Source organism: Motiliproteus sp. SC1-56 (assembly GCF_017309075.1).
Classification (GTDB): domain Bacteria; phylum Pseudomonadota; class Gammaproteobacteria; order Pseudomonadales; family Balneatricaceae; genus Motiliproteus.
Window position 1 is genome coordinate 137,073 of the sequence record NZ_JAEMGS010000007.1, and the last position, 18,495, is coordinate 155,567.

Annotated in this window: 20 protein-coding genes; 13 read left to right on the top strand and 7 right to left on the bottom strand. The window is 63.1% G+C overall.

Annotated elements, in window-relative coordinates:
• Positions 1-35: 35 nt before the first annotated feature.
• The 3 genes from JGZ97_RS09625 to flgA all read right to left on the bottom strand — a co-directional run bounded on the left by JGZ97_RS09625 (position 36) and on the right by flgA (position 1,695).
• Positions 36-521 (bottom strand): flagella synthesis protein FlgN, encoded by a 486-nt coding sequence (locus JGZ97_RS09625; RefSeq protein WP_207062396.1) that lies wholly within the window; start codon positions 519-521, stop codon positions 36-38.
• A gap of 10 nt (positions 522-531) precedes the next feature.
• Positions 532-849 (bottom strand): flagellar biosynthesis anti-sigma factor FlgM, encoded by a 318-nt coding sequence (gene flgM, locus JGZ97_RS09630; protein ID WP_207062397.1) that lies wholly within the window; start codon positions 847-849, stop codon positions 532-534.
• Positions 850-984: 135 nt separating this feature from the next.
• Complete coding sequence (gene flgA / locus JGZ97_RS09635; protein ID WP_207062398.1) at positions 985-1,695, bottom strand: flagellar basal body P-ring formation chaperone FlgA; 711 nt, start codon at positions 1,693-1,695, stop codon at positions 985-987.
• A gap of 138 nt (positions 1,696-1,833) precedes the next feature.
• Between flgA and JGZ97_RS09640 the strand changes: the two genes are divergently transcribed.
• From JGZ97_RS09640 to flgL, 13 genes are all read left to right on the top strand, one after another.
• On the top strand, positions 1,834-2,763 hold the full coding sequence (locus tag JGZ97_RS09640) for a chemotaxis protein CheV (protein WP_207062399.1): 930 nt from the start codon (positions 1,834-1,836) through the stop codon (positions 2,761-2,763).
• 122 nt (positions 2,764-2,885) lie between these two features.
• The gene (locus tag JGZ97_RS09645) at positions 2,886-3,740 is read left to right on the top strand and encodes a protein-glutamate O-methyltransferase CheR (RefSeq protein WP_207062400.1); all 855 of its coding nucleotides are present in this window, start codon (positions 2,886-2,888) and stop codon (positions 3,738-3,740) included.
• A gap of 170 nt (positions 3,741-3,910) precedes the next feature.
• Positions 3,911-4,306 carry a flagellar basal body rod protein FlgB gene (gene flgB, locus JGZ97_RS09650; RefSeq protein ID WP_207062401.1) on the top strand — a complete coding sequence of 132 codons (396 nt, stop codon included), beginning with the start codon at positions 3,911-3,913 and terminating at the stop codon, positions 4,304-4,306.
• Between the two features lie 5 nt (positions 4,307-4,311).
• Positions 4,312-4,755, top strand: a complete 444-nt coding sequence (gene flgC / locus JGZ97_RS09655; protein ID WP_207062402.1) for a flagellar basal body rod protein FlgC — start codon at positions 4,312-4,314, stop codon at positions 4,753-4,755.
• A 48-nt stretch (positions 4,756-4,803) separates the two neighbouring features.
• The gene (locus JGZ97_RS09660) at positions 4,804-5,475 is read left to right on the top strand and encodes a flagellar hook assembly protein FlgD (protein ID WP_207062403.1); all 672 of its coding nucleotides are present in this window, start codon (positions 4,804-4,806) and stop codon (positions 5,473-5,475) included.
• Positions 5,476-5,487: 12 nt separating this feature from the next.
• Positions 5,488-7,524, top strand: a complete 2,037-nt coding sequence (locus JGZ97_RS09665; RefSeq protein WP_207062404.1) for a flagellar hook-basal body complex protein — start codon at positions 5,488-5,490, stop codon at positions 7,522-7,524.
• Positions 7,525-7,706: 182 nt separating this feature from the next.
• Entirely contained in the window at positions 7,707-8,450 is a 744-nt protein-coding gene (locus JGZ97_RS09670) for a flagellar basal body rod protein FlgF (protein WP_207062405.1), read from the top strand.
• Between the two features lie 61 nt (positions 8,451-8,511).
• Positions 8,512-9,297 (top strand): flagellar basal-body rod protein FlgG, encoded by a 786-nt coding sequence (gene flgG / locus JGZ97_RS09675; RefSeq protein ID WP_207062406.1) that lies wholly within the window; start codon positions 8,512-8,514, stop codon positions 9,295-9,297.
• A gap of 26 nt (positions 9,298-9,323) precedes the next feature.
• The gene (gene flgH, locus JGZ97_RS09680; protein WP_207062407.1) at positions 9,324-10,013 is read left to right on the top strand and encodes a flagellar basal body L-ring protein FlgH; all 690 of its coding nucleotides are present in this window, start codon (positions 9,324-9,326) and stop codon (positions 10,011-10,013) included.
• Between the two features lie 10 nt (positions 10,014-10,023).
• Positions 10,024-11,133, top strand: a complete 1,110-nt coding sequence (locus JGZ97_RS09685) for a flagellar basal body P-ring protein FlgI (RefSeq protein WP_207062408.1) — start codon at positions 10,024-10,026, stop codon at positions 11,131-11,133.
• A 14-nt stretch (positions 11,134-11,147) separates the two neighbouring features.
• Positions 11,148-12,236: a flagellar assembly peptidoglycan hydrolase FlgJ gene (gene flgJ / locus JGZ97_RS09690; RefSeq protein ID WP_207062409.1), complete on the top strand. Its 1,089-nt coding sequence runs from the start codon at positions 11,148-11,150 to the stop codon at positions 12,234-12,236.
• A gap of 134 nt (positions 12,237-12,370) precedes the next feature.
• Positions 12,371-14,395: a flagellar hook-associated protein FlgK gene (gene flgK, locus JGZ97_RS09695; RefSeq protein ID WP_207062410.1), complete on the top strand. Its 2,025-nt coding sequence runs from the start codon at positions 12,371-12,373 to the stop codon at positions 14,393-14,395.
• Positions 14,396-14,397: 2 nt separating this feature from the next.
• Positions 14,398-15,621: a flagellar hook-associated protein FlgL gene (gene flgL, locus JGZ97_RS09700; protein WP_207062411.1), complete on the top strand. Its 1,224-nt coding sequence runs from the start codon at positions 14,398-14,400 to the stop codon at positions 15,619-15,621.
• A 112-nt stretch (positions 15,622-15,733) separates the two neighbouring features.
• Here flgL and JGZ97_RS09705 read toward each other — a convergent pair whose 3' ends face one another.
• From JGZ97_RS09705 to JGZ97_RS09720, 4 genes are read right to left on the bottom strand one after another with little or no spacing between them, the layout of a single operon-like run.
• The gene (locus JGZ97_RS09705; RefSeq protein ID WP_207062412.1) at positions 15,734-16,075 is read right to left on the bottom strand and encodes a hypothetical protein; all 342 of its coding nucleotides are present in this window, start codon (positions 16,073-16,075) and stop codon (positions 15,734-15,736) included.
• A 4-nt stretch (positions 16,076-16,079) separates the two neighbouring features.
• Positions 16,080-16,505, bottom strand: coding sequence for a flagellar export chaperone FliS (gene fliS, locus JGZ97_RS09710; protein ID WP_207062413.1), 426 nt, complete (start codon positions 16,503-16,505; stop codon positions 16,080-16,082).
• A 26-nt stretch (positions 16,506-16,531) separates the two neighbouring features.
• Positions 16,532-17,995, bottom strand: coding sequence for a flagellar filament capping protein FliD (fliD, locus tag JGZ97_RS09715; RefSeq protein ID WP_207062414.1), 1,464 nt, complete (start codon positions 17,993-17,995; stop codon positions 16,532-16,534).
• A gap of 41 nt (positions 17,996-18,036) precedes the next feature.
• A complete protein-coding gene (locus tag JGZ97_RS09720; protein WP_207062415.1) occupies positions 18,037-18,435 on the bottom strand; it encodes a flagellar protein FlaG in 399 nt (132 codons plus the stop codon).
• Between the last annotated feature and the right edge of the window lie 60 nt (positions 18,436-18,495).

Below are 18,495 nucleotides of genomic sequence, written 5' to 3' on the forward strand. Positions count from 1 at the left end.
ATTGTACCTTTGGCCGATGTCGAAGTCGAGGTGACTCAGGCCTTGCCAAGGGTGTTCTGGGCGCTGTAGTTCCCCTTGATGCCGGCATCGTTGTACAGGGAGGTGCGTACGTCCTGGCCGCGAATGATGCGCAGGAGTTGGTCCAGGTTCTTCTGGCTGCGCAGCACTATCTGCTCGTTGCGTTCGTTGAGCCGGGCCGCCTCTTTCAGTGCCTGTTCGAGCCTGCTCCAGGCATCGGCAACGGCTTTGCGCTCGCCCCCCGCGAGCCGCTCCAGCAGGCTGCTGACCCCTTTCGGGTCGGGGCTTAGCCCCTGTTCAGCCAGCATCTGGTTGCGGGCGTTGACGTTGTCGGCAAAGTCCGCCAGCAGGGCGCGTTTGCGCTCGATGATGCTGATCAGCTCTTCTGCGCTGTGGGCCTCGATGGCGGCCTTTTCTTCATCGCACAACGAACAAAGGGCCCCCAGTTGCTGGGTGCCCTTTTGAATCAGATGATAGAACTGTTGAGAAACGCTGATGCTCATAGGCCCGGCTTCAGCCGAACAGCTGCTGCTCAAGGCCGATCATCTTGGCGGCTACACGGTCGGCATTCACCTGGTAACTGCCCTCGTCGATGGCCTGCTTGATTTGCGCCACCCGGTCGCTGTTGACCTCGGGAAGGGCGGCGGCCTGCTCTTCGAGCTTCTGCAGTGACAGCGCCTGGTTGCTCAACTTGACGGTTTCCGGTTGGGACTTCGCGGTTTCGACCCCTTTGCCACCTTTCGCAGGCTGGCCGGAGCCGGTGTTGCCCTCAACCCGGGTGCGGCTGCTCGAAGTCGCTGTTGACGACAAGCCTGTCAGATCGATCGCCATCCCAATGTCCTCAAAAAAACAGTTCGTTCAGCTACTGCATCGGCGGCGCGGTGAGAAACTTTAATCTTTTTTGCGCCGATTGCTGCCGACCAGTATACAGTAATCGCCGCGGGCTTGCCCGCCGCAGACCGGCTCTCAGGGGCCCGCCCTTACCAGCCCGCTGGAAACGACCCGGGCTCTTATCACTTTGCCGGAGCCTGAGTTACGCACGCGGATCTGCTGCTGGCGGCGGCCATCCTCCAGGGCGATGCCTTCAGTGCGAATTTCCAGGCTGTCGCTGCCGGCGGTAATCGTGACCTTGTCGCCTTGAAGTACCGCCAGCGGAGGGGCCAGGTCGCGGGGGGTCAGCACCTGACCCTGGCGCACGGCCCGCAGGGTTTCGTAGCCTTCGGTTGGCTGTCCGGCGCGGAAAAAGCCTGCCCGCAGGCGTGAGATCGCCTCTTCGCGAACCTGCGTATTACCCGCACCGAGGCGCGTCCCCCGCGGCAGTGCGTGACGGCTCACCAGTACCGGGGCGAAGACCTCGATTTCGCCGTTGAGTCTCAGGCTCCAGTGCTTGGGGTATCGGCAGTCCACCTTGAGGGAGAAGCGGCCCGGGTCAAGTGCGCGTGTTGACTCAAAGCGCAGTGGCTCGCCGCAGGGGCTGAGCTGCAGTCTCGAGTGGGAGGGGGCGAACTGGATCTCGACCCGGTCGCCGGGTTGGAGCGCGACCGCCAGGCTCGACTGCACATACTCCCTGGCCTGCTCCAGCAGCGGCCCGGGAAGGGCTGTTGCCAGGGGGATATGCGTCAGCCAGGCCAGCAAAAAAAGGCTGACTTTACCCAGAGTTGAGCTACCGTTGAACACCGAAATGCCCTATGCTGTGCTGTCTTCATGAGGTGCATCCAAGCCGCTTTTGGGCGGCTGTATGCACGGGGAGAAACGCGCTTCTCCCGTTATTTAAAGCTTTCTCAGGAACCGACGCAAGCAAGTGGGAAGGTACCGATGACCACGCTCCTTGACAGTGTTAACCAGCGCACCCAGCTGGTAGGTAGGAACCGGCTGGAGCTGCTTTTATTCCGTCTGCAGGGCGAGCAGCTGTACGGGCTCAATGTGTTTAAGGTTCGGGAGGTGATCCAGTGCCCCAAGCTTACCCTGATGCCCAAGCTCAAGGCGGGGGTCAGGGGCGTTGCGCAGATCCGTGGCAGCGCTATCCCGGTGCTGGATCTGGCGGCCTCCATGGGGGCTGCGCCGGTGGCGGATGTCGCTGCCTGCTTTGTAATCGTGACCGAGTACAATCGCCAGGTGCTTGGCTTTCTGGTACAGAAGGTGGACCGAATCGTTAACACCAACTGGGAAGAGATTCATCCGCCGCCGAAGGGCGCCGGCACCAGTGGTTACCTGACGGCGGTCACCGAGCTCGATGGCAAACTGGTCGAGATCCTCGACGTCGAGAAAATTCTGGCGGAGGTGGCGCCGCAGACAGAAGCGGTTGCCCCGGAACTGGCCGAGCAGATTCGAAGCGCTGCTGGCGAACGCCCGCGGGTCCTGGTGGTCGATGACTCCTCGGTAGCCCGCAAGCAACTGGAGCGCTGTCTGCAGGGGCTTGATATTGAGGTGACGGCCCTGAACAACGGCAAGGAAGCGCTGACCTTTCTGCAGCGCGAGGCCGATGCCGGACGCGACGTCCCCCGGGAGTACCTGATGGTGATCTCGGATATCGAGATGCCGGAAATGGATGGGTACACGCTGACCGCCTCGCTGCGTGCAGATGAGCGTATGCAGGGGTTGCACATTATGCTGCACACTTCGCTCAGCGGCATGTTCAACCAGGCGATGGTGGAGAAGGTGGGGGCCAACGAGTTTTTGGCCAAGTTTCAGCCCGACGAGCTGGCCGAGCGGGTTCACACGCGGCTCGCTTTGCGGGCGGTCTAGCGCGGCTCCGGGCGATTTGGCAACCTTGTTAGAGACGGTGTTGCTTAACAATTTGTACTCGCAGGGCACACGGACGGCGAGCATGAGGGCTCCAGCCGCGGGTTTTATTGGATGATGTGTTAATGCAGAGACAGACCATTGCGCCACGCGTACAGATTTCGCCCCAGGCCTTCCAGCTGTTTCGGCGGTTTCTGGAAGAGGCCTGCGGCATTCTGCTGGGTGACAACAAAGAGTACCTGGTCAGTAGTCGCCTGAGTCATATCCTCAGTGAGCAGGGTTGCGCCAGCCTTGAAGACCTGGTGAAGAAGATGCAGGGCGCGGCGGGCAACCGGTTGAAGGAGCGGGTGGTCGATGCCATGACCACCAACGAAACGCTCTGGTTTCGCGACATCCATCCGTACACGATTTTCCAACAACAGCTGCTGCCCGAGTTGTCTGCCAAACTGGGCGGGCAGCCCCTGCGAATCTGGTCTGCGGCCTGCTCCTCCGGGCAGGAGCCCTACTCCATCAGCATGGCCATCGACGAGGTCAAACGCACTAAGCCGGGTCTGTTGCGCGGGGGCGAGCGCATCGTCGCCACCGACATATCTTCCACCATGCTCGAACACGCCCGCCGGGGTGAGTACGACATGCTTGCCCTGGGGCGCGGCCTCTCGCCGGAGCGGCTGCAGCGCTATTTCATTAAGCAGCCCACGGGCAGCTGGCTGGTCAAGCCCGAGGTCAAGGCGCGGGTGGAGTTTCGCGGCCTTAACCTGCTCGGCGGCTACGGCATGCTGGGGCGGTTTGACGTGGTCTTCTGCCGCAACGTGCTGATCTACTTCTCCTCCGATCTCAAGCAGCAGATACTTCGTAAAATTCACTCCCAGCTCAAGCCCGGGGGGTATCTGCTGCTGGGGGCGTCCGAGTCCCTCGGCCACCTCACCGACCTCTACGAGATGGTCCACTGCAACCCGGGCATTATCTACCGGGCCAAGTAGCACTGCCCTGCCGGTTGCCGCTTTTGGCGGCAGGCGGTAATCCCTTGCCGCTTTGCCGCTGCTGCGGCTCCTGAATCGCCTTCAATCCCCCGTCTCTGCGGACTTCTAATGGTTGGCATCTTGCTTGCATTAAGCTAGGTCAAAGGTACTAGCGGCAAGCAGAGGCGAGCATGACCATCTCTTTCGACAAAGCACTCGGCATTCATCCCCAGGCGCTCCTGGTGAGAGGGCAGCGGGCGGAGGTGCTGGCCAACAACATCGTCAATGCCGATACCCCCAACTACAAGGCCCGGGACCTGGACTTTCGCGCCATCCTGGCGGGCCAGCAGGGGGAGGATCTGCAGATGAGCCGTACCAGCGCCGGCCACGCCAGCGACTTTATCGATCCCGGCATGGCGGCCGAGCTGATGTACCGCAACCCGCTGCAGCCGTCGATTGACGGCAACACCGTGGATGTCCAGAAAGAGCAGGCCGAGTACGCCCAGAATGCGCTGCGCTTCCAGGCCAGCTTTACCTTCCTGAACCGGAAATTCAGCGGATTGACCTCCGCCATCAGGGGTGAGTAATCGCTATGTCCATCTCCAATATTTTTGATATCGCAGGCTCGGGCATGAGCGCCCAGTCGATCCGTCTCAACACCACCGCCAGCAACATCGCCAACGCGGAGAGCGTGAGCAGCAGCATCGACGAAACCTACCGTGCCCGGCACCCGGTATTCGCGGTGGCGCTGCAGCAGGCCCAGGGCTTCGATAATGCGAACCAGGCGCTGCAGCGTAGCGCCGGGCGGGGGGTTGAGGTCACGGGCATCGTCGAGAGCCAGGCGCCGCTCCGGCCCCAGTACCAACCCAACCACCCCATGGCGAACGAAGAGGGCTTTGTCTTCTACCCCAACGTCAACGTGGTGGAGGAGATGACCAACATGATCTCGGCCTCGCGCTCCTTCCAGACCAGCGCCGACATCATGAACACCGCCAAGGAGATGACCCAGCGGGTGCTGACCCTGGGGCAGGGCTAGACAGGATTAACGGACCCGAGCGGTAAAAAGCCCCGGGGGAGGTAAACGATGGCTGACATTAACGGCGTTAACAATCACACCGACAACGCCTTCACCAAGCTGAACAAGCGGGATGAGATCAAGGCTGAGCAGTCGCAGAGCGACATGTTCATGCAGCTGATGATCGCCAACCTGCGGAACCAGGACCCCACCAGCCCGGCCGATACCGGCCAGTTCATGCAGCAGATTTCCGACATGAGCATGGTGGAGGGGATCACCAACCTGAACAAATCCATGGAAGGGCTGACCAGCTCCATGCTCTCCAGTCAGGCGGCCCTGCAGGCCTCCTCCATGGTGGGGCAGACGGTTTTCGTGGCGTCTGACACGGTGAACGCGGACCCCATCACCGGGCTGATCCGGGGGGTGGCGGAGCTGCCCACCAGCGCCTCCGACGTGGTGATCTCGGTTTTTGATGCCAACGGCAGCGAGGTGGACCGCATCTCCATGGGGCCCCAGTCTGCCGGCGACGTGCCCTTCGAGTGGCAGTTGGAGGAGGGCATGGCGCTCAACGGTTACCGGTTTGAGGTGACCGCCCAGGTCAACGGCGAGCCCACCGCGGTCCAGGTGTTCCTGGGCAAGAACGTGGACAGCGTCACCCTGGGTCAGAACGGGATTGGAATGAAAATCAACGTCGCAGACGGTGACTCGGTGTCACTGGATGAGATCAAGCAGATCGGGTAAAGAGGTTTAGTCATGGCTTTTAACACTGCAATCACCGGCCTCAAGGCCTCTACCAACGAGCTGGACGTTACCGGTAACAACATCGCCAACGCCAGTACTGTGGGCTTCAAGGCAGGTCGTACCGAGTTCTCCGACATCTTCACCACCGTCGTGGTCGGTGCCGGAGCCACCAACAACCCCGGCGCCGGTGTCACCGTCTCCGATATCGCCCAGGACTTCACCGCGGGCACCATCGAGTTCACCAACAACAACCTGGACCTGGCCATCGACGGTTCCGGCTTCTTCCAGTTGCGCGACTCCCAGGGCGGTGTTACCTACACCCGGGCGGGCGGCTTCGAGCTGGATAAGGACGGCAACGTGGTCACCAAGAACGGCAAGTTCCTGCAGGGCTTCGGCCTCGACGAGCTGGGCAACCAGCTGCCTGTTGGCAACCTGGCCGTTTCCCAGAAGGAGAGCGAGCCCCAGAGTACCACCCAGGTGGACCTCTCCTTCAACATCGACTCCCGGGACGAGGCCGAAGCCCTGCTGCGCCCGTACAACCCAGACGATGCCAAGACCTATACCTTCAGCAACAGCAGCCGGATCTTTGACAGCCTGGGTAACCAGCATACCCTCAAGCTGGACATGGTGGAGATGGCGCCCCGCTTCGAGCGCCAGGAATACACCTTCACCGGTGATCCTTCTCCCGCCGGCACCGTGCCCGACGTTTCGTTGAGCATCGCCGGTCTGCCCATCGGGCCGTTCTCCGTGCCTTACACCGCCGGTGACGTCGCCTCGGCGGCCAAGGCTGCACTGGACGCCGCCAAGAGCGATCCCTCGATCGACTTCGATAGCCGCATCAAGAGCGTCAGCGTCGTCGGCAATGCCCTGGTGGTGGATTACTTTGCCTCCGCCGGTGAGGTGGACGAGCTGGACGTGCTGGTTACCGGTGGTACCTACCCGGATCCGACCGTCCGCTCTTTTGACGGTGAAAACGCCATCAACGCGCGGGAGCAGCAGGCGATTGATCTGTTGCCGGCGGACCCGAGCATCGCCCCCAACTCCACCATTAGCTTTGGCGGCGTCGACATTACCATCCAGCCCGGTGACACCGGAGACGATATTGCCCTGGCCATCGCCCGGGAAGAGAACGCCATCATTGAGCGCAACCCGGATATCGAATCGGTGTCGGTCGACCCGAATAACGACCAGCGCATCGTGGTGACCTACAAGCCTGAGCTGGGGGATCAGCCGGAGCTGGCGATTGATGATTCGAGCCTGGCGGTGGGGGTCTACTCTCAGCCTGACGCGGGGGTCGCGTCCAACCCCTCTGCCCTGGCCGAGCTGGAAGCGGGCGACAACAGCTACCAGGGGGTTTACCAGCTTTACGCCTACCTCGATGGGGAGGAGCTCCTGGATATCGGCGCGGACATTCCCTTTGTCAACGGTGACGGCACCGAGCCCGGACCGATCCCGATCGAGTTCGATACCACCACCGGTGCGTTGCTGCGGGTCAACGGGCAGAACGTGGGCAGCGACGGCCAGGCGCCGCTGATTTCCATCCTCGGGGCGGATCCGACCATTCCGGAATCCGAGCAGCGCCGCACCTCCAGCGATAACAACCCGCGTAACGACCTGCAGCTGGATCTGACCGGCACCACCCAGTTCGCCTCCGAGTCGATCGTCAAGGCCTCGAGCCAGAATGGTTTCACCAAGGGGGACTTGATCGGGGTGAGCTTCGCCGAGGACGGCACCATGGTCGCCAGCTTCAGCAACGGCCAGAACACCAACCTGGGTATCGTGGCCCTGGCCACGTTCGAGAACCAGGGGGGCTTGCAGCCGACCGGCAACACCGAGTGGAGCGCTACCCTGGATTCCGGGCAGGCGATCCTCAACCCGCCCGGGTCCGGTCTGAACGGCGCCCTGCGCTCTTCGGCGCTGGAGCAGTCCAACGTGGACCTCTCCGAGGAGCTGGTGGCCCTGATCGAGGCGCAGCGTAACTTCCAGGCCAACTCCAAGACCCTGCAGACAGAGAACTCGGTAACCCAGACCATTCTGCAGATCCAGTAATCCTGCCGGGGCCGGCTCTGCCGCGCCCCGCCCGCAGCACCTCAGGCACGGTTTGACCCCGCTCAGGCCGTGCTTTTTTGCGTGCGCTTAAATGTTGGCATCCACATTGCATTCTCAGTTCTAACGCCGCTCCGTGCCAGTGAGAAAAGGCACGAGGGCAACCAACGAACGAGGGGGATGTAATGGACAAACTGATGTACCTGTCGATGACCGGGGCCACGGAGGCGATGCTGGCGCAGACCTCCCATGCCAACAACCTGGCCAACGTCCGCACCACCGGTTTCAAGGCCGACCTGGCCCAGGCCCGCGCCATGCCCGTGATCGGCGAGGGTTATCAGAGCCGGGTTTACGCCATGACCGAACGTCCGGCCAGCGACCTCAGCCACGGTACCCTCAATCCCACCGGCCGCGACCTGGATGTGGCCATCGACGGCGACGGCTGGCTGGCGGTGCAGCGCCCGGACGGCAGCGAGGCCTACAGCCGGGCCGGAGAGCTGCATATTGATGCCACCGGGCAACTGCTGACAGGCAGAGGTTTGCCGCTTTTGGGCGAGGGCGGCCCCATCTTTTTGCCGCCGGCAGCCAAGGTGGACATCGGCCATGACGGCACCATCAGCGTGCGGGCCCAGGGCGATGCGCCTAACGCCCTGGCGGTGGTGGATCGGATCAAGCTGGTCAACCCCAATCCGGCCGATCTGGTGAAGGGGGCTGACGGCCTGATGCAGCTGGAGAACGGCGGGGCTGCGCTGCTGGACGAAGGGGTCAAGCTGGCCAGTGGCTATCTGGAGAGCAGCAACGTCAACGCGGTCAGCGAGCTGACCTCAATCATCGACCTATCGCGCCGTTTCGAGATGAACCTGAAGATGCTCACCGATGCCCGGGATAACGCCGATTCGGCGGCACGGGTATTGCAGAATCTGGGTTAAGGGTTTCAAGCTGATTTTTGCGTCGCGCTGAGAGGGCGCGGCCAGTAAGGGGAAGGAATTTATGCAAGGTGCACTTTTCGTAGCCAAAACCGGCCTGGCGGCCCAGGATACCGCCCTGCGGGTGGTCTCCAACAACCTGGCCAACGCCAACACCGACGGTTTCAAGCGCGACCGGGCGGTGTTTGAAGACCTGCTCTACCAGGTGCAGCGTCAGCCGGGCGCCCAGTCCTCCAACAACACCGAGCTGCCCTCGGGGTTTCAGCTGGGTACCGGGGTGCGCACCGTGGGTACCCAGAAAATCTTCACCCAGGGCACCCTGGAGATCACCGAACAGAACCTGGACCTGGCGATCGAAGGGGATGGGTTCTTTCAGGTGACTCAGCCTGACGGGACCATCTCCTACACCCGTCACGGCCAGTTCCAGCTCAACCAGAACGGCGATGTGGTCACCGCCGAGGGCTTTTTGCTGGAGCCGCAGCTGAATATTCCCGCGGACACCACCTCCCTCACCATCGGGGTCGACGGCGTGGTCTCCCTGGCCCAGGGCTCCACCGGCACCGCCACCCAGGTGGGCACCATTGAGCTGGCCCATTTCACCAACCCTGCCGGCCTGCAGGCGATCGGTAGCAACCAGTTTATCGAGACGGTGGCCAGCGGTGCGCCCACCATCGGCCAGCCCGGCCTGGACGGCCTGGGCCAGGTGGTGCAGGGAGCGCTGGAGAACTCCAACGTGAACTCGGTGGAGGAGCTGGTGGAGATGATCACGGTACAGCGGGCGTTCGAGATGAACTCCAAGGTGATCTCCACCGCCGACCAGATGCTCTCCTTCGTCACCCAGCAGCTTTAACCTGAAAACCGGGCGGGACCGTTGATATGAAACTCACAGGGCTAAAACAGATCCTCGTACTGGGGCTGGCGCTCGGGCTCCTGAGCGGCTGCGTCAGCAAGCCGCCGCGCCCGGACAACCCCTACTACGCGCCGGTGCCGCCGGCGGCGATGATGCCGCCCAAGCCCGTTAACGGTTCCATCTACCAGGCCGGCCACGGCCTCTCCCTGTACGAGGACAGCAATGCACGGCGGGTGGGGGACATCATCACCGTGGTCCTGACCGAGCGCACCCAGGCCAGCAAGAGCGCCGAGAACGAGGTGGACAAGAGCAGCAGCGTCGAAATCGCCACTCCCCAGGTGCTGGGCAAGGAGCTGACCGTGTTCGGAAAGCCCCTCTCCGCCACCCTGGATGGAGGCACCCGCAGCTTCGAAGGCGAGAGCGAGGCGACCCAGAACAACAGCCTGAGCGGCAACATCACCGTGACGGTGGCGAACGTGCTGCCCAACGGCAATCTGCTGGTGCGGGGGGAGAAGTGGATGACCCTCACCTCCGGCGAGGAGTACATCCGCATCAGCGGTCTGGTGCGGCCCCAGGACATTCGCCCGGATAACACCCTGGACTCCACCCGTCTGGCCGATGCCCGCATCACTTACAGCGGCACCGGTGGGTTCCACGACGCCAGCCAGATGGGCTGGCTCACCAAGTTCTTCTACAGCCCCCTTTGGCCCTTCTGAGGACGCTAGGATGTTTGGATTTGCCGACAAACTGAAACTCGTCGCCGCCACCCTGGTGCTGGGACTGCTGGCCGGCACTGCCCAGGCGGAGCGGCTCAAGGATATCGCCTCGGTGGCCGGGGTGCGCACCAACCAGCTGGTGGGCTACGGACTGGTGGTCGGCCTGAGCGGCACCGGCGATGGCGGCAGTTTTACTTCCCAGACCTTCAAGAACATGCTGGCCCAGTTCGGGGTGACGTTGCCGCCGGGGATCAGCCCGCAGTCGGACAACATCGCCGCGGTGGCGATCCACGCCGAACTGCCGCCCTTCGCCAAGCCGGGACAGACCCTGGACATCACCGTCTCCTCCATCGGCGATGCCAGCAGCCTGCGCGGCGGCAGCCTCCTGCTGGCGCCGCTCAAGGGGGCCGACGGCAATGTTTACGCCGTGGCCCAGGGCAACCTGGTGGTCGGCGGACTTGGCGTCGAGGGGGCCGATGGCTCCCGGGTCACCGTCAACGTGCCCAGCGTAGGCCGCATCCCCAACGGCGCCACCGTGGAGCGCTCCGTGCCCTCGCCTTTCGCCCAGGGTGACCACCTGGTGCTGAACCTGCACAACGCCGATTTCACCACCGCCCGGCGAGTGGCAGAGCGCATCAACCAGCTGCTGGGGCCGGACGTGGCCCAGTCCCTGGACGCCACCTCGGTACGGGTGCGCGCGCCCCGCAACGCGGACCAGCGGGTCACCTACCTCTCGGTGCTGGAAAACCTGGAAGTGACGCCTGCCGAAGAGGTGGCCAAGGTGATCATCAACTCCCGAACCGGGACGATTATTATCGGTCAGAACGTGCGAGTCTCCCCGGTGGCCATCACCCACGGCAGCCTCACGGTCTCCATCATCGAGGACGTGGTGGTGGACCAGCCCGAGGGGTTCTCCGAGGGCACGACCGTGGTGGCGCCGCGCAGCGGCATCGAGGTGGATGAGGACAGCGGTCACATGTTCACCTTCAAGCCCGGTGCGTCCCTGGACGAGATCGTCGAGGCGATCAACAACGTCGGCGCGGCGCCGGGGGATTTGATGGCGATCCTGGAAGCGCTGAAGCAGTCCGGGGCGCTGAAGGCTGAACTGGTGGTGATTTAACGAGGGCCGGCACGGTGGCGGACAAAGACTTTTCGATACGCTCCTACGCAGACCTGCAGGGGCTCGATCAGCTCAAGCTAAAGGCCAAGAACAACGACCCCGAGGCGTTGGAGGCGGTGGCCAAGCAGTTCGAGTCGCTGTTTCTCAACATGCTGCTCAAGAACATGCGCAAAGCCAACGAGTCCTTCAACCAGGACGGCCTGTTCAACAGCAGCCAGAGCAAGTTCTACGAGCAGATGCTGGACCAGGAGCTGAGCGTCTCCCTCAGCCAGGGGCAGGGGATCGGGCTCAGCGAGGTGCTGGTGCGCCAGCTCAGCCCCAAGTCGGCGATGAAGACCGCGCCTCAGCCCTCTACCCGGCCGGAGTTTGACCGGGCCCTGGAGCGCACCGCCCGCAGCGCGGTCGAGGCGATGCTCAAGCAGTCGTCATCCTCCGAGCAGGCGCCCGGTGAAGCCCCCGGGCCGCTGCCGGCCGCGACCCTGGCGGCGCAGCGGGATTCCGGCGTGGAGCGTCCGCTGCCGGCGGCTCCCGGCCCCGCCCGTTTCGAGAGCCCCGAGCGCCTCGGCAGCCCTGAGCGTTTGGACAGCCCTGAGCGTTTGGACAGCCCCGTGCGCTTCGACAGCCCCGAGAACTTCGTGCGCACCCTCTACCCCACGGCGCAGAAAGTCGCCGCCGACCTGGGGGTGGACCCCAAGGTGCTGGTGGCGCAGTCAGCGCTGGAGACCGGTTGGGGCCGGCATGTACCGCTCAAGCCCGACGGCAGCAGCAGCCACAACCTCTTCGGCATCAAGGCCGATGAGCGCTGGTCCGGGGAGCGGGTGCAGGTCGGTACCCTGGAGTATCGCAACGGTATCGCCCAGCGCGAGCAGGCGAGCTTTCGCGCCTACGGCTCCTACGAGGAGAGCCTGCGTGACTACGCCGACTTTATCAGCCGCAGCGCCCGCTACCAGGGCGCGCTGGCACAGGCCCACGACGGTGAGCGCTACCTGCAGCAGCTGCAGGAGGCGGGCTACGCCACCGACCCGGATTATGCCCGCAAAATCACTGGAATTATGGGCAGCGAGCTGCTGTTGACGGCGCTCGCTGAAACTAAAGAAATCTGAGTCGCGGCCGATAAAAAGAGGAAGCCGGTAAGCGGGTAACGACCCCGCCACAGACCGGTAAGCGGAATGTCCCACGCAGACCTTTCCACGCTTTCCTCGGCCCGCTCGCTGCGGTATTTACACAGGAGAACGCTATGGCCGGTTTGCTCAGCATTGGCCTCCAGGCACTGAACGTTAATCAGCAGGCGCTGAACACGGCGGGGCAGAACATTGCCAACGTCAACGTGGAGGGCTACAGCCGCCAGCGGGTGGAGTTTTCTACCCGCCAGGCGCCCGAGCAGGGGGTGCAGGTGGTGACCGTGCAACGGGTGGCCGACCTGTTTGCCACCCGCCAGCTGTGGATCGACACCTCTGCCGCCGCCAGCTCCCAGGTCTTCCTGGGTAAGGCCAGCCAGATGGACAACCTGCTGGCCAACAGCAACACCAGCATCTCCGCCGCCCTGGACGAGTTCTTCGGCGCCCTGCAGACCGGCGTCGACGACCCCACCTCCATCCCCAACCGGGAGGTGATCCTGGCCCAGTCGGAAGCCCTGGTGCGCCGCTTTCGCGACCTGGACCAATTGATCACCCAGCAGAACACCGACATCACCAACCAGGCCGGCACCCTGGCCCAGCAGTCGAACATCCTCGTCAAGGAGATCGCCCAGCTCAACGAGAAGATCTCCCTGGCCGTGGCCCGCCAGGAGCCGGCCAACGAGCTCAAGGACCAGCGCGAGGAGTTGGTGCGTGAGCTCTCCGAAATGATCGGCGTTACCGTGCAGAGCAGTGGCGAGAACGACGATATCAACCTCTTTATCGGCAACGGCCAGCCCCTCGTGGTGGGCAACCAGCCCAGCGAGATCAAGATTCTGCCGGGGGATCCGGACCCGGACGACCTGCAGGTGGTGGTCAAGGTCGCCAGCCGCGAGATCGAGGTGGGCGATGATATCCGCTCCGGCGAGCTGGGTGGGCTGTTGCAGTACCGCGAAGAGGTGCTCAAGCCGGCCTGGAACGAGCTGGGACGGCTGGCGATGGTGCTTTCCGACACCATGAATAGCCAGCACAAGAAAGGAATGGACCTGGACGGCAACCTGGGCATCGATATGTTCAAGGATCTGAGCTTAAGCGGCCAGGTCCGGGCCGCTAAGGGCAACGAGACCGATCTTGTGTCCCAACATCTGAAAATCACCGATGCCAGCAAGCTCAAGGCCAGCGACTACACCCTGACCTTCAACGGTTCCGGCGGCTTTACCCTGATTCGCGAGTCCGACGGTACCCGCATTCCCAGCAGCAGCTTTAAGGTGCAGGCGCCGGCAGCGGACGGCTCCCAGGCCCCCGGTACCCTCTCCGGCGATCTGGCCAACGGTGAATTGCAGCTCAATATCGACGGTTTCACCCTGTCTATTAAGGGTGAGGCGGGCTTCACCCAGGGGGATGAACTCCTGATTCAGCCGGTGCGTAACGGCGCCGAGGATATCGAACTCAATATCGCCTCCGGGCGCCAGCTGGCGCTGGCCTCGCCGATCCGCGGCGAGGCCTCCATCGACAACAGCGGCACCGGCGAGATCGAGTTCCTTGAAGTCACCGACCCCAAGGCGGCGTTTGACAGCACGGGGCAACTCTCCCCGCCAGCCGAGATCGTCTTCAACAGCGACGGCACCTACAGCGTGTTTGATATCAGCAACCCCGCCGATCCCCAGCCCTACATCCTGGATGGTGTGGCGCTGACCGCGCAGCCCTTTACCAGCGGGGAGCCCATTCAGCTGGACGGTTTCGCCGTCACCCTGGCCAACCAGCCGGAGCCCGGGGACCGCTTCTCCTTTACCTATAATACCGACGGGGTCAGCGACAACCGCAATGCCCTGGCGCTCTCCAACCTGCAGCAGGCCGCTTTGGTCGGCCAGGACGCGAACGGCGAGGGCGGCACCTCTTACCAGGATGTCTACGGTCAGTTGGTGGAGCGGGTGGGCACCGAGACCCGGGTGGCCCAGATCAACGCCGCCGCCAATGAGTCGGTGCTCAAGTCGACCCAGTCGATCCGCGACAGCGTCGCCGGGGTCAACCTGGACGAAGAGGCGGCGAACATCGTCAAATACCAGCAGGCCTACCAGGCGGCGACCCAGCTGATCAGCACCAGCCGGGACCTGTTCAACACGTTGCTTGGCGCAACCGGAGGCTAATCATGCGTATCTCCACCTTGCAGACGTTCAATAACGCCGTCGACCAGATGCAGCAGAACCAGACCCGTCTGGCGGAACTCCAGCAGCAGATCAGCAGCGGCAAGAAGTTGCTGCGTCCTTCGGACGACCCCATCGCCGCCGCCCAGATTCTCAAGCTCAACCGGGAAGTGGCGCGGCTGGATAAGTTCGAGGACAACATCGACGTCACCAACCGTCGGCTGCAGCTCGAAGAGCTGACCCTGGACCAGATCAACACCGCCACCGACCGTATTCGCGAGCTCACCATTCAGGCCGGTAACGGTACCCTGACCAACGAGGACCGGGGCTTTCTTGCCGCCGAGGTGCGCCAGCTGCAGGACCAGATCATGGGGCTGATGAATACCCAGGACGCCTCGGGTGAGTACCTGTTTGCCGGTAGCCTTGGTTTCGAAAAGCCCTTTACCCGTAACGGCGACAACACCTTCAGTTATAACGGGGATGATGGGCAGCGTTTTATCCAGGTGGCGCCGGAGTTCAGCGTGGCCAGCACCGATTCCGGCCGCAGCGCCTTCCAGGTGATTCCGGATGAGATCGGCGTCGGCGTGTTGGGCGCAGCGGGGGATGTTGCGAATGTGGCGGTCAGCGTTACAGACCCGGACGACGGCACCTTTGCCGCCTTTTCCGAGGCCAACGGCGACCTGGTGGTGGAGTTCAGTAACGTTACCGGCACCAGCTACGACTACAAGGTTTACGATACCGCCACCCCCCGTAACGAGCTGGTCTCCGTCACCGGCGCCGTGCCGGGGGTGCCCGAAACCTTCGGCGGCCTTACCCTCGATTACACCGGCAGCAGCGACGCCACCGTCACCCTGCGGGCCGAGCAGAGCCGGCACAGCATTCTTACCACCGCCGAGGAGCTGATTACCGCACTGGAAACGCCCATTAGCAGCGACCTGGAGCGGGACGAGTACTTTGCGGCCCTGGATCGTGTTTTTGAGGGGCTCGATATCAGCCAAACGGCCAACATTCAACTGCGCACGGAGCTGGGGGCACGCCAGAACAGCGTTGAATCGTCCGCAGACGCCAACGCCGATTTGAAACTGTTCACCGAGTCGGCGCTGTCCCAGCTGGAAGATCTGGATTACGCCGAGGCGCTCAGCGAATTCGCCCTGCAGGAGACCGCCCTGCAGGCAGCGCAGTCCACTTTCGCCCGGGTGAGCCAGCTGAGCCTGTTCAACTTCCTCTAAGGGGGCGCCAACACTAGAGCCCCGCCAAGGCGAGGAACCCGGCATAAAAAAGCCCGCTATCAAGCGGGCTTTTTTTGGGGCCGATTCTACCCCGTCCTGTTGTTAAAACGGGCTACTTGGGGCCGTCGGCGATCTTTTGATAGGCGTTGGTAACGCTTTGCCCCTTCCTTAGGGTTTTCACCCCTTTGGCCGCGAGCTCATAGCGCGCTTGGGCCAGCTCTTTAACTTCGGCGTCCAGCCGAGCCAGGGCCTCGAGCTGCTCAAGCAAGGCTTTTTCCGTGGGAGGGGTGGAAAAGGGGAGCGCCCGCACCGCTTCATCCCAGGCATCGGACGCCTGCGTCAGCGCCTCGGGCTCCTCCGCTTCTTCCAGGGTACGGCGAAGGGCGTGGCCGGCGTTCAACGCCCGTTCAAGGGCGGCCGGCCATGCTTGCGTATCGCCGGGCGATTCAGACACCGGCTTATTCCGGTTGATCGTTCTTGTCCATCGCGGTGGTGGCGTGGTGTTCCGCCGGAATGGCGTCCCAGCCGCTCTTGATCTGCACCAGCAGCGCCATGATTTCGTCGAGCTTCTCGACGGAGCCTGTGCGGTTGGCTTCCATCAGGCCGCTGGCCATGAAGTCATAGAGCTGGTCCAGGTTGGTGGAGACGTCGCCGCCCTTTTCCGGGTTGAGCACCGCCTGCAGGCCGCCGATGATGGAGATGGCCTTGCCGATCTCCTCGCCCTGGGCTGCGCGGTCTTGGCGCTGCATGTGTCCCTTGGCGGTGGCGATGCGCTTCAGGGCGCCTTCCAGGAGCATCTGGATCATCCGGTGGGGAGACGCCTGCTCGATCGACGACTTGAGGTTGACGCTGTTGTAGGCGTCGATGGCTTTGGTGATGGTCATAGCTGTCTCGTCAAATAAGGGGTGGATCAGGATTTGGTCTGGCGCACAACCCCGGGCAGGGACTGCAGTTGCTGCGCCAGCCAGTTGCTGGTGGCGTTGAGCCTGGCCACCGTACCGTCCATGGCGCCGAACTGGGCCAGTAGGCGCGACTCCAGCTTGGAGAGGCGTTCATCCAGGACCAGGCGCTGGTCGTCAATGTCCCGGAGCTTGTCGTTGAGGGACTCGGTGCGGCTCTCAAAGGTGCCGCTGGACTTGAGGTAGGACTCCAGCCGGGTATCCAGGCGCTGGGCGATGCCGTCCTCGCTGCTGAACAGCTGCACGATGCCGTCGAAATCGCTCTTGAGGGCATCGTCGAGCTTGCTGGAGTCGACGCTCAGCTTGCCGCTGGCGTCGGTGGTGATCCCGATCACCGCCAGGGCGTTCAGTTCGCTGCTGGTGGACTCCACGGCGCCGGCCACATCCGCCCGCACCTGCTGGCGAATGGTCCGGAACATGGAGTCGGCGAAGAGGGCAGTGGAGCGGCCGGAGTCGGGGTCGGCCTGGGCGTTGCTGGCGAAGGTCTCCTGCAGCGTATTGTAGGCTTTGACGAACGCATCGATGCGGCCCTTTACCGCCCCGGTGCTGACGCTGACGCTGAGGTCGATGGTCTCGCCCGGGTTGGCGCTCTCGGCGTCGATGGTCAGGCCCGAGATGGCGTTTTCAAAGCTGTTGGAGCTGCCGGTGATGGTCTGTCCATCCAGCTTGATCACCGCGTCCTGGGCGTAGTTGGGGTCGGCGGGGTCGGTCAGGTTGGTGACCGACAGCTCGGTGAACCCGGTGGTGGCGACTTCAAAGGCGTTCTCAAGCCCGGTGTCGTCAGCGCTGAACACCAGTTTCTGTTCGGTGCCGCCGGCGCCGTCATCCACGTTGATCACGGTGGCGGTGATGCCGGGGTTGTCCTCGGCGTTGTTGATCGCCTCCTTCAGCTCCTCGACCGATACCTTGCCGTCCTCGTCGCTGTCGTAGGCGGCAAGGTCCGAGGTGTCGATGGAAAAGGCGCCGCCGTCGGCGGTGTTGCCCGCGTCGGAAGCGGGCAGCTTGTCGCTGCCGAACTGGGTAAAGGTGATCACGCCGGCGCCGACATTGGTGGCATCAGCGATGCCGCCGGAGATCAGCTTGTGAGAGCGCGCCAGCTGGGTCACTTCCAGCTTGTAGGTGCCGGTGCTGGGCTCGGCACCCTCGTTGATGCTGACGGTGGCGATATCCCGGTCGGACGAGGCGGCGCTGCGACTGCTGAAGTCATCCGCTTCCATCAGCTTGGCAAAGCTGGAGCGGAACTCGGAAAGCGCGCCCTTGAGCACGCCGACGGCGGTCAGCTCCGCCTGGATTTTCGCTTGGCGCTGGTCGAACCGGGCGGTCTTGGGGGCGCCTTCGGCGTTCACCAGTGCGTTGACGATGCCGCCAACATCAAGGCCCGAACCGAGACCGGGGGTGGATAGGATGCCGGGCATGGTGACCTCCGCGAACGCTTAAATAATATGATGGTAGTCGTTCAGACTTTCTCTTTGAACAGCAAATTATTCATGTCCTGAATCTGCTGGCTCAACTTGAGAAACTCTTCCGAGGGAATCTTGCGGATCAGCTTGCCGGACTCCCGTTCCGTGACCGTGATCACCGTCTGGCCGGTGGGGTCGTCCACGGAAAAATCCAGGTTCAGGCTGATCTCCTGGGCGAAGGCGTTGATTCGCTCGACCATGCGCTCGGTCGCCTCGCGGCTGACTTCCTGGGTTTCGGCGGACTGTTCCACGCGCTGGTCGGGTCGGACTTCAGGCGCCTCCACGGGCTTGGTGGTCGCGGTATCGGTCAACGGCGATGCGGACTGGTTGGGTTTGTGCGAGGGGGTGGGCAGCGGGCTGAAGCCAGCGCCGGAAATGCTGTTGTCAGAACTCATGAAAAACCTCCTTCAGGGAAATGCCAAGGGCCGGAAACCCGGCCCTTGGTCAGAGGTTAC

Bases quoted from the DNA above. Each gene is read 5' to 3' on its own strand.
- JGZ97_RS09625 (WP_207062396.1), bottom strand. From the start codon at position 521: ATGAGCATCAGCGTTTCTCAACAGTTCTATCATCTGATTCAAAAGGGC.
- flgM (WP_207062397.1), bottom strand. From the start codon at position 849: ATGGCGATCGATCTGACAGGCTTGTCGTCAACAGCGACTTCGAGCAGC.
- JGZ97_RS09640 (WP_207062399.1), top strand. From the start codon at position 1,834: ATGACCACGCTCCTTGACAGTGTTAACCAGCGCACCCAGCTGGTAGGT.
- JGZ97_RS09645 (WP_207062400.1), top strand. From the start codon at position 2,886: ATGCAGAGACAGACCATTGCGCCACGCGTACAGATTTCGCCCCAGGCC.
- flgB (WP_207062401.1), top strand. From the start codon at position 3,911: ATGACCATCTCTTTCGACAAAGCACTCGGCATTCATCCCCAGGCGCTC.
- flgC (WP_207062402.1), top strand. From the start codon at position 4,312: ATGTCCATCTCCAATATTTTTGATATCGCAGGCTCGGGCATGAGCGCC.
- JGZ97_RS09660 (WP_207062403.1), top strand. From the start codon at position 4,804: ATGGCTGACATTAACGGCGTTAACAATCACACCGACAACGCCTTCACC.
- JGZ97_RS09665 (WP_207062404.1), top strand. From the start codon at position 5,488: ATGGCTTTTAACACTGCAATCACCGGCCTCAAGGCCTCTACCAACGAG.
- JGZ97_RS09670 (WP_207062405.1), top strand. From the start codon at position 7,707: ATGGACAAACTGATGTACCTGTCGATGACCGGGGCCACGGAGGCGATG.
- flgG (WP_207062406.1), top strand. From the start codon at position 8,512: ATGCAAGGTGCACTTTTCGTAGCCAAAACCGGCCTGGCGGCCCAGGAT.
- flgH (WP_207062407.1), top strand. From the start codon at position 9,324: ATGAAACTCACAGGGCTAAAACAGATCCTCGTACTGGGGCTGGCGCTC.
- JGZ97_RS09685 (WP_207062408.1), top strand. From the start codon at position 10,024: ATGTTTGGATTTGCCGACAAACTGAAACTCGTCGCCGCCACCCTGGTG.
- flgK (WP_207062410.1), top strand. From the start codon at position 12,371: ATGGCCGGTTTGCTCAGCATTGGCCTCCAGGCACTGAACGTTAATCAG.
- flgL (WP_207062411.1), top strand. From the start codon at position 14,398: ATGCGTATCTCCACCTTGCAGACGTTCAATAACGCCGTCGACCAGATG.
- fliS (WP_207062413.1), bottom strand. From the start codon at position 16,505: ATGACCATCACCAAAGCCATCGACGCCTACAACAGCGTCAACCTCAAG.
- fliD (WP_207062414.1), bottom strand. From the start codon at position 17,995: ATGCCCGGCATCCTATCCACCCCCGGTCTCGGTTCGGGCCTTGATGTT.
- JGZ97_RS09720 (WP_207062415.1), bottom strand. From the start codon at position 18,435: ATGAGTTCTGACAACAGCATTTCCGGCGCTGGCTTCAGCCCGCTGCCC.